The following is a 15,272-nucleotide window of genomic DNA, read 5'->3' on the forward strand; positions in this document are numbered from 1 at the left end:
GATAAAATTAGAAGGTATATACCACCTCCAGATTGTAATCTTTTAGGGACTTTCTGGCTTTCTCGATATCTTCTGTAAATCCTAGAATATATCCTCCGCCTCCAGAACCACAAAGCTTCAGATAATAATCGTTGGTTTCGATACCCTGTTTCCAAAGCTTATGGAATTTAGACGGGATCATAGGTTTAAAGTTATCTAAAACTACGTGAGAAAGACTTTTTACATTTTTAAAAAGCGACTTCACATCTCCTTTTAGGAAATCTTCTACACAGGCATCTGTATGCTTTACGAACTGATTTTTAAGCATTTTCCTAAACGGCTCCTGCTTCATGTTTTCCATAAATATAGAAACCATAGGTGCCGTTTCTCCCGTAGAACCACTATCTAATAAAAACACCGCTCCGGTACCGTTTTCGGTTTGCGAAGGGATTCCAGCCGGCTCAATATTATCTTTGGAATTAATTAAAATAGGGATGCTTAAATAGCTGTTTAAAGGATCTAAACCAGAAGACTCACCATGAAAAAAGCTTTCCATTTTTCCAAAAATCTTCTTCAGCTTTAACAATTTGTCCCTGGTTAGGTTTTCTAAAACCGTAATTTTATCGGTAGCATATTTATCATAAATAGCAGCGACTAGAGCACCACTACTCCCCACACCGTAACCTTGAGGAATACTGGAATCAAAGTACATTCCTTTTTCGATATCTACTTCTAAAGTTACAATATCAAACTGTACCAGTTCAGGATGTTCTTTCTGAAGTGTGTTCAGGTAATTGGAAAAACGCCTTAAGTGCTCGTTAGATTCTTTTGCTTTTGCTGTAGGCTCTGCAGAAACTTTTAAAGCTCCGTTATAAAAATTGTAGGGGATTGATAATCCTTTGGAATCTTTTATAATTCCATATTCCCCAAACAATAAAATTTTCGAATAAAATAAAGGTCCTTTCATATACATTAGCCTTTTAGCATTCAGAAATTAAAAATTTGCATTATAGCCGTTTACTAGATAATCGAGATTAAATACTTCAAGGCTTAGCTCAAAATAAAAAAGTAATTTTCTAAACAATACCTCGTTGACTTACCCTGAGGCACTTAAGTAAATTTACAACTTTTTTGATCCTTTTCCAATTTCGTCACAAATATAGTGTCCATTTTCACAATAGACAACTAACTCGTTCTTAACAAATTCCAAAATTTCTTCTTTAAACTGAGAAGGATATAACATATGCACGTTTGCACCGGCATCTAAAGTGAAACAAACCGGAATTTTGCTTTCCTCACGCTTCTCCCAGATTTTATTAATAATCGCCAGCGTATTGGGTTTCATCAATAAAAAATAGGGATCACTGCTCATCATCATAGCATGCAACGTAAGTGCTTCACGTTCCACTATTTTAATAAATTGCTTTACATCTCCTTTTTCAAAAGCAGGAATCAAAGCACTTAAATGATCATGTGCCTGTTGAAACCTGGCCGCTGCAAAAGCATGCCCGTGCATTAGATCATGACCCACAGTGCTGCTCACTTGTTTTTTACCCTTATCAACAAGCAATATGGTATCCTGATAATCTTTAAAAACATCGGCAATTTTAAATGGATACTGAACGCCATAAGTATCACTACTTAACGGAATTTCCTGATGTTGTCCCCAAACTACAAGATCACCTCTTACACTTCTGCAAGCGCTACCGCTACCCAGCCTTGCCAAAAACGATGCCTTTTTATAAAAGAAATCATCTTCTGTTTCAGGGAATAAGCTTTTTTCCAGACTCATCACACAAAGTGCTAACGCACTCATCCCACTGGCCGACGAAGCAATTCCGCTACTATGTGGAAATGAATTATCAGAAACCACCTCAAACTTAAACTCTTCTAAATAAGAACAATATGGCAAAATTCGTTTAAAAAAAGAGACTATTTTAGGTTTAAAACTCTCTTTCTTAACGCCTTCAAAGATAACATCGAACTCGATTCCTCTCGAAGTAGTAGAATTATCAGAAACTTTAACATAGTTTAATCTGGTGGTGGTTTTACAATTTTTAAGAGTAAAGCTTATAGAGGGATTAGCAGGAATTTGATTTTCCTTTTTCCCCCAATATTTCACCAGAGCTATATTACTTGGGGCTTCCCAGCAAACCGATCCACTTTCTACAGCATTTTTCAAAGGTGCTGAGACAAACTCCTTATCAGGCATTTTTCTTTAGATTTTTAGCAAATATATACTTTTAAATTTTTCCCGATAAAAGATGCAAAATTCATTTTTTTTATTATTTTTAAAGTCAAACCTAACTTAACTAATGAATTCTAAGCTGCTTCTACGCAGCGTAACAGCTACCGCTGTTTGTCTGGTTTTTGGCTTTTTGGGAATAATTGCTCTTCAAAACGGACTGGACTCCTGGTATGCTGCGCTGCAAAAACCATGGTTTACACCGCCAGAATCTTTATTTGGGCCGGTTTGGACAATCATGTATATACTAATTGGAATTTCGGCAGGCCTAGTTTGGAACAAAGGCTTTTATCATAAATGGGTTAAAACTGCTCTTTATCATTTTGGGTTTATTTTGCTGCTTAATGCCTTTTGGTTTTTATTTTTCTTTGGATTACATGAACCCATGATCGCATTAATTGCTATAAGCGCGGTTTTTATAGTATTGCTTATTACTATCAGGTGGTTTAAAGTTGTTAGTGTTCTCTCAGCATATCTTCTTATACCTTATGCCGTTTGGGTCCTTTTCCTTATCGTTTTCACTTTTGAATTTTGGCGAATTAACTAATATCCCCGGCTATCGCTTTTGCCACCATATACCCACCAGTCCATGCATTTTGAAAATTAAATCCACCAGTAAGAGCATCGATATTCAATACCTCTCCGGCCAAATAAAGGCTTTTATATTTTTTACTACGAAAGCTTTTAAAATCGATTTCTTTTAAATCCACACCGCCTGCGGTTACAAATTCATCTTTAAAAGTACTTTTCCCATTTACAGTAAACTCTCCTTTAGTAAGTTGAAAAGCCAACTGATCTAACTGCGTCTTTGATACATTTGCCCAAACCTCATCTCCTGAAATAGCTGCAGCCGTTACCAATTTTACCCAAAGTCGCTTTGGGAGCTCAAATTGTGCATATTTCGATACTTTTTGTTTTGCTGAGGACTTTTTTATACTCCGCAATCCTTCTAAAATCGTATCTGGATTAAAACCCGGCACCCAATTCACAAAAATCGAAAATTGATAATCACAGTCATTTAACTCCCTTGCCCCCCAGGCCGAAAGCTTTAAAATTCCCGGACCGCTCATCCCCCAGTGAGTGATAAGAAGCGGGCCTTCACTTTCTAATCCAGAGTTTGGGATTTTCACTTCAGCAAACGTAGAGATACCAGCCAAATTTTTAATCCTTGTATCTTTGATATTAAAAGTAAACAACGAAGGGACTGCATTCACCATCTTATGCCCTAACTTTTTCAGAATATCCCACATTTTGGGGTTACTGCCCGTTGCAATCACCAGTTTATCGCATGTAAAATTAGTTTTTATACTTTCTATACACCAGTATTCGTTTTCTTTCCAAATATTTTTTACCGGCTGTCCGGTAAGTACTTCAATTCCCAAGCGCCGGGTTTCAGACAAAAAGCAATCAATAATGGTTTCAGAACTATCAGTAACCGGAAACATTCTTCCATCTTCCTCGGTCTTTAATTCTACACTTCGTTCTGCAAACCAGCCAATGGTATCGCCTGTCATAAAATGATGAAACGGTCCTAGCAGCTCTTTTTCTCCTCTTGGATAATTACGCGTTAAATCTTTCGGTATAAATTCGGCATGGGTCACGTTACAGCGCCCTCCTCCTGAAATTTTCACTTTAGATAACACGGTTTTGCCCCGCTCTAAAATGGCAATCTTTAATTCGGGATTAAAATTTGCCAGATTAATCGCGGTAAAAAAACCGGCTGCTCCACCTCCTACTACCAATACATCATAGTGCACCATACGCCTCTTTAAAACTAGTTTTAGTTATAATCGATCTGGAAAATCAGAGAAAATACCATCCACATCAAGACTTTTTAGTTTCTTAATCTTCTCTGGTTTATTTACGGTCCAAACATAAACTTTAATATCGTTTCGATGACAATCTGCGATAAAATCTCTGGTCACCATTTTGTAATAAGGATGTATAGAAAAAGCTTTTAAATGCCTTGCCTGTAAAAATGCCATACTAAGATCATTTTCGGTTAAGACGGCAACCGGAATTTCGGGATTCAAACTACGTAAACTCATTAATTCGTTAAAACTAAAACTGGAGATAAGAATTTTTGATTCCGGAAATTTTTGCAGGCATTTTAAAACCGGCTCGGCCGTCCCCTCTCCTTTTAGTTCGATATTTAAAATCACTTTATCCTGAATCAGTTCCAACACCTCGGATAAGGTTGGGATCTGATATCCCTCTCTGGTCCTAAACGATTTAATTTGCGCCAGGCTTTTATCGCTTACCACTCCATTTCCTGAAGTCGTATTACCAAGTTCCTCATCATGAATTACGACCAGTTCCCCGGTTTTGCAAAGATGCACATCAATCTCGATCATATCGACTTTAAGCAGCATCGCCTTTTTAATACTTTCGAGTGTGTTTTCTGCTACGTGGCCTTTTGCGCCACGATGTCCGATTTTTAAAGTTGCCATTTGTTTAGTCTGTTGTTAGTTAGTTTTATTCAAATAATTTTTAGTTCAAAAAATTAAAATCGGCATCCCTTTAGAAATGCTTAGGACAACTTAACATTTTTTTTGCCTCTACCATGATTAAATTGACTCGATTTCAAACTACTAAAATGCAAATTTTATGAATCAACCAAAAACCTTTCCGCAACAAGATCAAAAACAACCGGGGGATCAGCATAAAATGGATCCCCAACCCGTGGTGATCAGAGACTCTTACAAAGGCAGTGAAAAGCTGAAAGGGAAAAATGCATTAATTACCGGGGGAGATAGTGGTATAGGGCAAAGTGTGGCTGTACATTTTGCTCGCGAAGGTGCTAATATTGCCATTATCTATCTTGAGGAAGATGAAGATGCCCTGGAAACAAAAAAACTTATTGAAGCCGAAGGACAAGAGTGTTTTTTACTGGAAGGAGACATTAAAGACCCAGAATTTTGCAAAAAAGCGGTAAAGCACGTAGTAACAGAGTTTGGTGGTTTAGATATATTAATCAATAATGCGGCAGTTCAATTTCCCAAAGATTCTATTCAGGATATAAGCATTGATCAGTTAAAGGAAACTTTCGAAACCAATATTTATCCGTATTTCTATATTCTAAAAGAAGCACTACACCACTTAAAAGAAAATTCGACTATTGTTAATACCACTTCAGTCACTTCGTATCGTGGTAGTTCTCATTTGTTAGATTACGCCAGTACTAAAGGAGCCATCACCAGTTTCACAAGAAGTTTATCTTCGATGCTGGTTTCAAAAGGAATTAGGGTAAATGCTGTTGCTCCCGGACCAATATGGACACCTTTAATTCCGGCTACATTTGAAGATGTTACTAAATTTGGACAAAAAGTACCTATGGGTCGCGCCGGGCAACCGGGAGAAGTTGCTCCTGCCTATGTTTTCCTCGCCAGTGAAGATAGCAGTTATATCACCGGGCAAACCATTCATGTTAACGGAGGCGAATTAATAGGAGGATAATCATAAATTAAAATCAACAAAATGGAGAAATGGTTTGAAGCATCAGGCACAAGTTTAATTGCAATAGTACTTAGTGCCATAGGAATTTATATTACCGTAATAGTTTACACCAGAATCGCAGGAAAAAGAAGCTTTTCTAAAATGTCAAGCTTCGATTTTGCAATGACTATTGCCAGTGGAAGTATCTTGGCTTCAACCATTCTATTAAAGAATGTAAGTTTAATACAGGGCGCAGTTGGTTTATTGGTGGTTTATATTTTACAAATTGGTACCGCATTTTTAAGACGTTATCCTAAATTTCGAAAAATAACCGACAACGAGCCATTATTGCTTATGGAGGAAGGAAAGATTTTTCATGAAAATTTAAAGAAAGCCAGAGTAACCGAATCTGATCTGCGGGGAAAACTCAGGGAAGCCAACGTGATTCAACTTTCTGAAGTAAGAGCGGTTATTTTTGAAACAACCGGAGATGTCTCTGTACTCCACTCTAACCCGGATAAAAAATTAGAAGAATGGCTTATTAAAGATGTAAATCGAAATTAGTAATTTGCGCGTATAATTTTCATTTCGAAAAAATGTACCAGCCTCAACAGTATAAAAAGGATGACCCAGAATTTATCTTTAAGTTTATTCAAAATCATCCTTTTGCCACCATGGTCAGCCAATCAAATAACCTGATGGCAACGCATATTCCTGTTTTAGTTGAAGGTAGGGCGCAAAACTTTAAGCTCTATGCTCATATCGCTAATCATAATGAGCAACTAAAAACCTTAAAGGATGGTACCGAGATTCTACTGATTTTTCAGGGTACTCAGGGCTATGTAAGTTCTTCCTGGTATACCGAAAAAGACATTAGCACCTGGGATTATTCGGCAGTGCATATAAACGCTCGAATTAAAATTCAAACAACAAAAGAATTAGAAAATTCTTTAAAAAAGCTGGTCAATACTTTCGAAAATAAACAAAATTCACCTCTTTTTTATGACGAAATTCCACAGCAAATGCTGTTGGATCATTTACCGCTAATTACCGGATTTTGGGCTGAACCCTTTAAAATTAAAGGGATTGCAAAATTACACCAGGGCTATAAAAAAGAAGACATAAAATCTTCTATTGATCATTTAGAAAAAGGAGATTGGCAACAAAAATTACTTGCGAAAGATATTAAAGAAGAAAACGACTTATAGAAATCCCGTTATAACGCTTTATATTTCCTTTTTTCAATACTCCACTAATTCTCCATAAAGTTTCTCTTGTTGTCATGTAAACTTCAGATAGAGTTGTCCATCATTATAAAACTCTATATAATTCTCTAGCATCTTTTTCCGAAAAAAGTATATTTTCTGCGTTAAAAATCTTCTTAACTTTTAGATTTCCATTCTGATGAAATTTTTGGATCTGACCAATAGGCTAGTTTTGTCGATCTCCTGAAGACTGAGAAAACCAAATTTTGATGACAGTGCTAAAACTAAATATAAAATCGAATGCAATATACTTTAGAACCTATATAAGATACTCAAAACCAGAACAGCAAAAACTATACATTCTTTTTACGGTAGCGCATATTCAGCATTTCGATTGCCAGCGAAAAAAACACTGAAAAATAGATATAGCCTTTAGGCACATGATAATGCAAAGCTTCTACGATAAGCATTACTCCGATTAAAATTAAAAAACTTAAAGCTAAAATCTGGATTGTGGGATGATTGTTTACAAAATCACTTACCGCTTTAGCAAAAATCATCATTACTAAAATTGAAATAATAACTGCTATAATCATCAAAATCACCTGTGTAGTTAAACCAACCGCAGTTAAAATTGAGTCAAACGAAAAAATAATATCCAGCATTACAATTTGAGCAATAGCCAGATTAAAGGATTTTACTTTTATCTCCTTTTCAGTTTCGTGTTGCCCTTCAACTTTATGATGGATTTCCAATGTACTTTTTACCAAAAGGAAAAGCCCTCCAGCTAACAGAATAATATCTCTCCAACTCAAGTCAAAATCACCAAAAGTTAATACCGGTTTTGTTAATCCAATAATCCACGTAATCCCTAAAAGCAGCAGTACACGCGTAAGCATGGCTAGTGTAAGACCGCCAATTCTGGCTTTCTTTTGCTGGTGTTTTGGTAATTTACCGGCTACCAGCGAAATAAAAATGATATTATCAATACCAAGCACTATCTCCATAAATGTTAAGGTAAGCAAGGCTACCCAGGTATCTGCCTGTAGAAAAATTTCCATCTAAATAAATCAACTTGTTTATTGAAAATTAAATATTAAATCATTAAAAATAGATAAGAAAAGCTTAAAAATTAAGAAGCAATCGTCATACAATTTTATAGTTTGTCTTTCCTTAAAAGCAGGGAAATTTTTGGAACAATCTTAAAATAATTAAGGACTGCCATTACTATTCCCTTTTAACCTGTGATTAATATTTAGTTAATATCAGTAAAATGAATCTTCGCTATTTTTATTGAGTTATGAACCATAATTATGATAACTAACCTAATGAAAAGAAGATCTCTTTTAAAAGGACTTGGCGCAGCAGCTTTAACTCCTTCATTATCATTTATTCCCAAACCTAAAAAAGACACTCCTGTGTTACGCGTAGCACATATTACAGATGTTCATCTTAAAAATGATTTAGGAGCCCCTAAAAAGTTTGAGCGTTGCTTACATCATATTCAGCAACATTCGCCAAAAGTAGATCTTATTCTTAATGGTGGAGACATTGTTTTCGACATGAATAAGGAAAAACGAAGCGATATTGATGCTCAATGGAAATTAATGGAAATGATGATGAAAAATGAAAATGATATTCCGGTAAAATACTGTTTAGGCAATCACGATATTTGGTGGAATGAAGACTCTAAAAATGAGATTTTTTACGGAAAACAATACTCCCTCGATCGATTAGAACTAAAAGAGCCCTATTACAGCTTTAAGCAGAATGGTTGGAAATTCATTATCCTGGATAGCACTCATCAGGATATCGATGATACATGGTACATTGGTAAACTTGGAGATCGGCAAATGCAATGGTTAACAACCGAATTAAAGAATACTCCTAAAAAAACACCCATCGTGATCATGTCACACATCCCTATTTTAACCTCGGTCCTGATGATACAGGACAATGTAGTGAACCGTTGGGAATTTTTAGGAGGTGATATGCATACCGATTGCGCAGAACTAACTAATTTATTTTACGAGTACTCCAACATAAAACTTTGCCTTAGCGGTCATATACATATACGTGACAAAGTGGTATATAATGATGTCACTTATATTTGTGATGGGGCAGTAAGTGGAGCCTGGTGGGATGGTATTCGCCGACAAACCAAACCGGGGTATGGATTAATCGATCTTTATGCCGATGGTAGTTTTAATGAAAGCTATATTACCTATTAAAAAAGGTACCAGGAAATTTACCCTCTCTACTGATAAACCGAAACCAAGAACTTAACTATACAAGAGGTATAGACCGCAAGACCTTTTTTTAATTTCTGGCATTTTAGAAGATGCCGGGATAGGGTATTTTACCTTTTGGAGGCGATAATAAAAAAGCTCCACTTTTAGTGGAGCTTTTTTATTTTATCGATCACCAACGGTTGCGGCTAGATAACCAATGCCTTGCAAGACATCTTCCTTTTCTTCAAAATTCTTAATCATTAAAGTTTTATTGCTGATATCATATTTTTGATCAAATATTAAAAAAGCCTTTTCTAAAAACAGTGCAATGTAAAACTTCGATGGTCTATGTAAAAGTGCTGAGTTTATACTTATACCACTTTTATCAATATAAATAAATCGTTTTGAAAATGGTTTCCAATGAGAAGAAACTTTAATTTCGAAATTAGAATTTTTTAATCGTTTTAAAAATTCGGCTACAACATTCTCATTATAATGCTGATCTAAAAATCCCTTTAAATCTTCATAAAAATGAGCACTATTAATAATTTGATTAGAGCGAGATACCATATTATATACCTTTAGATGCGCTCCGGTATAGATTAGCTTCATAGTCCCTGTGAGTTAGTTTAGTAGATTCAAAATTAAACAGTTACCATAAACTTCTACAAAATTTAACATTAAAATTTCATCAATAAATTGATAATTGCAGATTTCCTATAAAATGCAATCTAAATATTCCGAATTAGAAATACGCCTCATAAAAAAGCTCCTAAAACTAGGAAGCCTGTAATTTATCATTAACTATTTTGTACGAATTTGTACACAATACAAGACGTCAATATAATCTGCTTTTCTAGCATCTACTTTTTGCTCTTCAGTAAAATACTAATCCTGGATTTTAATTTTCATTCCTCTCTGAAGAACTCTAATTTATCCAAATATCGTTAGTATGATCAACTATTCACACTTCAATTATTTTGATAAAAAGCTTTTATACATATTTCGTTTTACCCGGCGTAGGAATAGGATATTCACCATTTTCCATTGGCTGTGTTGGCGGAACACTATCCCAGTTTATTTCTTCAGGCATCAATATATGATTTGAGTTCATTGCCGCTTCCCAGGTGATTACTTGCCCGCTATAGGTCGCCATACGCCCTATTATTGCAGTCATAGTACTCTTAGCCCCATTTTCTGCATCACTTATCACCTCTCCATTTCGAATCGCGGCAAATAGCCGATCGTGCTCTACTTGATAGGGATTTGGATCATTTTCTCCTCTGTAGGTAAAAATATCGCTTCCTTTTATATCCGTAATTCTAGCCACACCGGCATCATTAGTTTCCACCTTTCCTTTGGTTCCCTGAAAAGCTTCCGCTACTTTAGACATCGTTCCCGGTTGGTGCCTACACTGACTTGAAATAACGGCACCACTCGGATAAGTAAATTCAACAAAATGATGATCAAAAATCTCTCCATGTTCAGGACCTTTTCTAACTTCTCTTCCTCCCATACCTTGTGCAGCAATAGGATATTCGCCTATAAACCAATTCGCAACATCGATGTTATGTATATGCTGTTCTAAAATATGATCTCCACACAACCAGTTAAAATAATACCAGTTCCTCATTTGATATTCCATCTCGGTTTGTTCTGGTTTTCTAGGATGTACCCAAACCCCGGCACTATTCCAATATACTTGTCCTGATACAATATCTCCAACCTTATCATCTCTTATTTGACTAGCAATTTCGATATAATTTTTTTGGTAGCGCCTTTGTAAACCTACTACTACATTTTGTTTATTTTCTTTAGCAATTTTCGCCATTTTAAGTACTTTCCTTATACCAGGAACATCGGTAGCTACAGGTTTTTCCATAAAAACATGCTTTCCTGCCTGTATAGCATACTCAAAATGGTGAGGCCTAAATCCAGGAGGTGTAGTTAAAATAACCACGTCTGCCAAATCTATTGCTTTCTTGTACGCATCGAAGCCTATAAACTGATGCTCCCCTTTTACATTAATTTTTGTAGTATCATCAAACTCTTCCTTTAAGGCTGTATAACTACTGTCCAAACGGTCTTTAAAAGCATCTGCCATTGCGACTAATTCTATATTATCATCTGCTTTCAGGGCCTGATTTGCTGCACCTGTTCCACGCCCGCCACAACCTACCAAAGCGAGTTTTAATTTTTTATCATTAAACACATTAAACATTGAATTTATAGTTGTTGAAGGCATCATTATACCTGCTGTTACAAGGGCACTATTCTTACAAAATTCCCTTCTGGAGTTTTTGTTATTTTGGTTATCGTATTTCATCATTTAATATTTTATAGTTTATTCTCCCCAGTATTTTTTTAGCTCCTGGGCTGAAGGAGGGTTAGGATCCCTTACTATTCTAAATCCAACGAATGGGGCGTCGGTATTCCACCATTTGCTTTTTGGAAATTGAGGATCTCTTCTTTTCCATTCTTTACTAGAAAAGAATCTCGCACTACTTCTTAATTTAAAAGCATCATCTTTATAGGACCCTCCTCTTACACTATTGGGATACACTGAAGTGGGGACGTTAAAGGGATTTTTACTAATTTTATCTGCGCTTTTATAATATTTTGGATCATAGGCATCGAGCGTCCACTCTGCAACATTTCCATAAACATCATAAAGCCCCCATGAATTTGGTTGCTTTTCTCCTACTTTGTGATAAGAAGCATCACTATTTGCCGCGTACCATGCGAAGTTTGCTAAAGCCATAGGATCTTCTCCAAAAAAATAAGATGAATTACTACCTGCTCTTGCAGCATACTCCCATTCAGCCTCCGTGGGCAGACGATAAAAATCACCTGTTTTTGCAGAGAGCCATTTACAAAATTGGGATGCTGCTAAATATGTTACATTTCCTACAGGAAGGTCTTTTCCTTTCCCCATACCCAAACTCATATCTACATACGGAATTGTAGCCCCCGACACTGCATCAATATCAACTTTAATGATATCTGATTTCTGAAATTCCTGATCCTCTATACTACGTTCCAAGTACAAATTATACAAATCCCAGGTGGTTTCGTATTTAGCCATCCAAAACTCATCTAATTGTACTTTATGGGGCGGTTTTTCCTCTTCTGGCGATTGTGTATTCCCTCCCATCACAAAAGTTCCGGCAGGAATTGCTATCATTTCTAGCTTAAGACTGGTTCCAGGAAAATCTAAGGTATAATCCTGTAGTTTGCTTTGTCCATAAAGAATGATGGATAAAAAGAAACAGAAAGTAAAAAAACAATATTTCTTCATACCTAAAAATCATCAGATACCTTATAGGCTTCTATAACTGCCAGCTCTCCTTGCTCGCCTTCTCCAGAGTTGCCGTGCTCCATCCCTATAATTCCTTTGTAGCCTTTTTGATGAATATATTTAAAAACATTATTATAATTAATTTCACCTGTAGTAGGCTCATTTCTACCTGGATTATCACCTACTTGAAAATAACCTATTTCATCCCAGCAAGCTTCTATATTGGGAAGTAGATTACCTTCCTGAATTTGCTGATGATAAACATCAAATAGAATCTTGCAGGATGGACTCGCTACCGCCTTACAAATTTGATAAGCCTGGGGGGATTCTGAGAGAAAGAGTCCTGGATGATCTCTAAAATTTAAAGGTTCTAATACCATCGTAATGTCATGAGGCTCTAAAATATCTGCAGCAAATTTTAAACTCTCAATCACATTGGCTGTTTGATATTGCATATGTTGACGAACATTTATATATCCGGGAACCACAGTCATCCATTTAGCATTTACTCGTTTAGCAACTTCTACCGACTCTTTTATTTCTTTTAAAAATTCTTCTCTAAGTGCCTTATCGCCATTCGTTAGATTAGGAGAGGTCCAATAAATTTTATGCGCAACAAAGACCCCCATTTCTATATTTCTCTTTTGCATTGTTGCAGCCATTTTCTCCTGTAATTCTATAGGCCTATCCTTCATTCCATTATCTTCAAAAGCTGTAAAGCCTTGATCTGCCATAAAATTTAGTTGGTCTATAACATCTTTTCCTGCTAAATTTTGAAACATGCCTAAATGGGGCGCATAATTTAAGTTGAATTGATGGGGCTCCTTTTCTTCTCGCAGTATATTGATATCACTCATTATTGTTTTAGGATATACACTTAAACCTCCAATACCTGCTAATGCCGAAATTTTCAAATTTTGCTTTACAAAATTTCTTCTATCCATGATTTATAAATTAATTTTAAGAATACAGCGACATTTAATAACCTGGGTTTTGAACCAGCAGATCGTTTCTATTCATTTCGTCTCTATGAATAGAAATAAAATACATTTTATCTAACCACTGACGATTTTCCACCCCTGGATTTAACTCAGCTGGAGTGTAGTTATAATTATAAGAGTCAGGATCGTAATGATATTGGGTTACGTTGGCTCCTGATTTTAAAGTAGCTCGTACTTCAATCGTTCTAATTTGCTTTCCAAATTTTTCCGGGGCAATCATCCACCGCCTAACATCATGAAACCGATGCTCTTCATAAGCCAATTCTATTCTTCTCTCATTGCGATAACGATTCATTAATTCCTCCCCAGTATCTGTGATTGGCGGCATTCCTGCACGGAATCTAATTTTATTGAGCCATTCTCTCGCCATATCTTCTCTACCTGTTTCTATTGCTGCCTCAATATAATTTAATACTGCCTCTGTATACCTAAACATAGGAAAAGGGATAGTTTGCCTGGTGTTTTGGTCTATAATTGCCGGATCGGGATCTATAAATTTGCGCATAGTATAACCGGTATAACTTCCATTCCAGTCCTCAATATCACTATTTCGGGTATCTAATCCCCAATACGTTACTTTTTCTCCATTATTATTAATGATTTCATACCTCCCTGTTTGTATTTCTCCATAGGGATCACTTCCTGCTACGTCACTTGTTCTTGGTTTCCAATCTGCGCCGTCATATAAAATTGACGCATAAAATCTGGGATCTCGATCCTGATAAGGATTACTTGCATGTTCCTGATTAGACCAACTAAAGGTTTCCCCTTCAATTGTCTCGTATGCATCTACTAAATCCTGGGTAGGGGTATTTCCGGACCAGTTATGGTAGCCATTAGGACCATTATATAGGTTTATATTAGCTCCTCCTTCATTTTTTTCGTCCACAAAATATCTTCCTAGAATGATTTCCTTACTTGCTTCGGCATCCGCAACGGCGCTTCCTCCCGCAAGTGAAGCGGCTATATAATTTGCTTCTCCTACTTCTGGAGATACTTTTTCCGATAGATCTAACTTATATCCTTCTCCCTCCTGAACTACTTCCTGTGCTGCGTTAAAAGCTAACTCCCAACGATTTGACTGACTTCCTGAAGTATACCCTAAATACTCCGGATTAGAGTACCCGGCTATTAATGAAGAATTTAAAGAGGCTGTTGTTATATCGTGTAAATCACTAGCTGCATATAATAAAACCCTTGCTTTCAAAGCTTTTGAAGCAAGACTACTGGTTCTACCATCACCTAAATTAGCTCCTTCTAACAAACTTGCTGCGGTTTCACAATCTTTCACAATAAATGCTATGAGCTCCTCAAAAGTAGCGCGCGGTACTGAATAATCTGCAGTACCTAGTTCGTATACAAAATCAATAATAGGTACTGCTCCATAATATCTCATTAGTTGTTGATAAAAGAAGGCTCTCATAAAATATGTTTCTCCCAGCATTACATCTATTTCATCTTGGGTAACATCACTTCCAAATGAAGGATTCTCCAGGTTCTCAATAGCGATATTAGTTGCTCTTATACGGCTATACATATCGCTCCAATTATAATTGTAGTTTATCCAACCTTGGTCGGCTGGATTACTTCTAGATTCTGTAATAGTGTTTATACCTCTCCCAGGATGTGTAAATAAGGCTTCATCGGTTAAAGATGCTTGCATTTGCTCATCAAAACCTCCTTGTCCAAAACCGTTATAAAGTTCTAACACAAAAGCTCTAGCAAGAGAAGGATCCCTCCATACCTCTCTATCTGTAACCTCATCTAGCGGTTTTGTGTTCACGAAATCATCATTACATCCGGTAAAAGAAACAACTGCTATCAGGGCTATAAGTAAATATTTTTTTATGTATCGTAAATGCTTCATGACTTTCTGAA

The 15,272-nt window shown here is 36.2% G+C and carries 15 protein-coding genes; 5 read left to right on the forward strand and 10 right to left on the reverse strand.

The genetic code is table 11. The features are described 5' to 3' along the window. Positions 1–7: 7 nt before the first annotated feature. Both ZPR_RS19900 and ZPR_RS19905 read right to left on the reverse strand, forming a co-directional pair. Positions 8–946, reverse strand: a complete 939-nt coding sequence (locus tag ZPR_RS19900) for a mevalonate kinase family protein (protein ID WP_013073590.1) — start codon at positions 944–946, stop codon at positions 8–10. A gap of 153 nt (positions 947–1,099) precedes the next feature. Continuing rightward, on the reverse strand, positions 1,100–2,191 hold the full coding sequence (locus tag ZPR_RS19905) for a diphosphomevalonate decarboxylase (protein WP_013073591.1): 1,092 nt from the start codon (positions 2,189–2,191) through the stop codon (positions 1,100–1,102). A gap of 103 nt (positions 2,192–2,294) precedes the next feature. Here ZPR_RS19905 and ZPR_RS19910 point away from each other — a divergent pair, with 103 nt between their 5' ends. Beyond that, on the forward strand, positions 2,295–2,771 hold the full coding sequence (locus tag ZPR_RS19910; RefSeq protein WP_013073592.1) for a TspO/MBR family protein: 477 nt from the start codon (positions 2,295–2,297) through the stop codon (positions 2,769–2,771). Here ZPR_RS19910 and ZPR_RS19915 read toward each other — a convergent pair. Both ZPR_RS19915 and ZPR_RS19920 read right to left on the reverse strand, forming a co-directional pair. Beyond that, complete coding sequence (locus tag ZPR_RS19915; protein ID WP_013073593.1) at positions 2,764–3,984, reverse strand: BaiN/RdsA family NAD(P)/FAD-dependent oxidoreductase; 1,221 nt, start codon at positions 3,982–3,984, stop codon at positions 2,764–2,766. The two genes, ZPR_RS19910 and ZPR_RS19915, sit on opposite strands and share 8 nt — an antisense overlap. Positions 3,985–4,008: 24 nt before the next feature. Further along, positions 4,009–4,674, reverse strand: a complete 666-nt coding sequence (locus tag ZPR_RS19920) for a glycerophosphodiester phosphodiesterase (RefSeq protein ID WP_013073594.1) — start codon at positions 4,672–4,674, stop codon at positions 4,009–4,011. Positions 4,675–4,831: 157 nt separating this feature from the next. On the opposite strand from ZPR_RS19920, the gene ZPR_RS19925 reads away from it, so the two are divergent. From ZPR_RS19925 to ZPR_RS19935, 3 genes are read left to right on the forward strand one after another with little or no spacing between them, the layout of a single operon-like run. Next, a complete protein-coding gene (locus tag ZPR_RS19925; protein ID WP_013073595.1) occupies positions 4,832–5,680 on the forward strand; it encodes an SDR family oxidoreductase in 849 nt (282 codons plus the stop codon). Between the two features lie 21 nt (positions 5,681–5,701). Further along, positions 5,702–6,223 carry a DUF421 domain-containing protein gene (locus ZPR_RS19930; RefSeq protein WP_013073596.1) on the forward strand — a complete coding sequence of 174 codons (522 nt, stop codon included), beginning with the start codon at positions 5,702–5,704 and terminating at the stop codon, positions 6,221–6,223. A gap of 32 nt (positions 6,224–6,255) precedes the next feature. Next, entirely contained in the window at positions 6,256–6,867 is a 612-nt protein-coding gene (locus tag ZPR_RS19935; RefSeq protein ID WP_013073597.1) for an FMN-binding negative transcriptional regulator, read from the forward strand. Positions 6,868–7,217: 350 nt separating this feature from the next. On the opposite strand, the gene ZPR_RS19940 is transcribed toward ZPR_RS19935, so the two are convergent. Beyond that, positions 7,218–7,925: a TerC family protein gene (locus ZPR_RS19940; RefSeq protein ID WP_013073598.1), complete on the reverse strand. Its 708-nt coding sequence runs from the start codon at positions 7,923–7,925 to the stop codon at positions 7,218–7,220. 267 nt (positions 7,926–8,192) lie between these two features. Between ZPR_RS19940 and ZPR_RS19945 the strand changes: the two genes are divergently transcribed. Further along, the gene (locus ZPR_RS19945; protein ID WP_013073599.1) at positions 8,193–9,095 is read left to right on the forward strand and encodes a metallophosphoesterase family protein; all 903 of its coding nucleotides are present in this window, start codon (positions 8,193–8,195) and stop codon (positions 9,093–9,095) included. Positions 9,096–9,278: 183 nt separating this feature from the next. On the opposite strand, the gene ZPR_RS19950 is transcribed toward ZPR_RS19945, so the two are convergent. The 5 genes from ZPR_RS19950 to ZPR_RS19970 form a co-directional block, all read right to left on the reverse strand. After that, complete coding sequence (locus tag ZPR_RS19950; RefSeq protein ID WP_013073600.1) at positions 9,279–9,707, reverse strand: hypothetical protein; 429 nt, start codon at positions 9,705–9,707, stop codon at positions 9,279–9,281. 382 nt (positions 9,708–10,089) lie between these two features. Next, positions 10,090–11,424 (reverse strand): Gfo/Idh/MocA family protein, encoded by a 1,335-nt coding sequence (locus ZPR_RS19955; protein WP_013073601.1) that lies wholly within the window; start codon positions 11,422–11,424, stop codon positions 10,090–10,092. Between the two features lie 15 nt (positions 11,425–11,439). Continuing rightward, a complete protein-coding gene (locus ZPR_RS19960; RefSeq protein ID WP_013073602.1) occupies positions 11,440–12,393 on the reverse strand; it encodes a formylglycine-generating enzyme family protein in 954 nt (317 codons plus the stop codon). A gap of 2 nt (positions 12,394–12,395) precedes the next feature. Then, on the reverse strand, positions 12,396–13,337 hold the full coding sequence (locus tag ZPR_RS19965) for a hydroxypyruvate isomerase family protein (protein ID WP_013073603.1): 942 nt from the start codon (positions 13,335–13,337) through the stop codon (positions 12,396–12,398). A 34-nt stretch (positions 13,338–13,371) separates the two neighbouring features. Continuing rightward, a complete protein-coding gene (locus ZPR_RS19970; protein WP_013073604.1) occupies positions 13,372–15,261 on the reverse strand; it encodes a RagB/SusD family nutrient uptake outer membrane protein in 1,890 nt (629 codons plus the stop codon). Positions 15,262–15,272: the final 11 nt, after the last annotated feature.

It is taken from the genome of Zunongwangia profunda SM-A87, assembly GCF_000023465.1.
GTDB lineage: Bacteria > Bacteroidota > Bacteroidia > Flavobacteriales > Flavobacteriaceae > Zunongwangia > Zunongwangia profunda.